This window comes from Pigmentiphaga sp., assembly GCF_033795525.1.
GTDB lineage: Bacteria > Pseudomonadota > Gammaproteobacteria > Burkholderiales > Burkholderiaceae_B > Pigmentiphaga.
On sequence record NZ_JARYGM010000029.1, the window covers coordinates 1 to 676 of the forward strand.

At 65.5% G+C, this 676-nt stretch carries 1 protein-coding gene; it reads left to right on the forward strand.

Features of this window, described 5'->3' with window-relative positions; genetic code table 11:
• On the forward strand, positions 1–676 hold a 676-nt coding region (locus tag QHC78_RS21070), incomplete at both ends, for a tripartite tricarboxylate transporter substrate binding protein (RefSeq protein WP_319748105.1).

Consider the following 676-nt stretch of genomic DNA (forward strand, 5'->3'; position numbering starts at 1 on the left):
CCACCGTGGTGATCAACAAGCCCGGCGCGAGCGGTTCGATTGGCTGGGCCTATGTCGCCAATGCACAGCCCGACGGCTACCGGCTCGTGTTGATGACTCCCGAAATGCTGGTGGTGCCCCTCATGGGAATAGGCAAGACCACGGTCGGCGACTTCCAGCCCATCGCCCGTTTCACCGACGATCCGTCGTCGGTCACGGTGCGGGCCGACGCACCCTGGAAAACGGTGGAGGAGTTCCTCGCCGACGCCAGGAAGAATCCCGAGCGCATCGCGGTCTCCAACGCAGGCATCGGCACCGTGCCGCACATGGCGGCCGCGGCGCTGGGTGAGCAAGCCGGCGTGAAGTTCGTGCACGTTCCGTATCAGGGGTCGGCCCCGGCCATCATGGGCTTGCTGGCGGGCGACGTGCAGGCAACCACGGTAGCCTATGCCGAGCTGCAGCAGCATGTCGAAACCGGCAAGCTGCGCACCCTGGCCGTCATGGCGCCGAAACGGCTGGACAATCTGCCTGCCGTACCCACCATGAAGGAAAAAGGCGCGGACCTGCAATTCAGCGTCTGGCGCGGCATCGGACTGCCCAAGGCAACACCCGCGGACGCGGTGGAAAAATGGCGGGCGGCAGCCCGCCAGGTGGCGCAATCCCAGGATTTCCAGGCGTTGATGCGCAAGCAGAACCT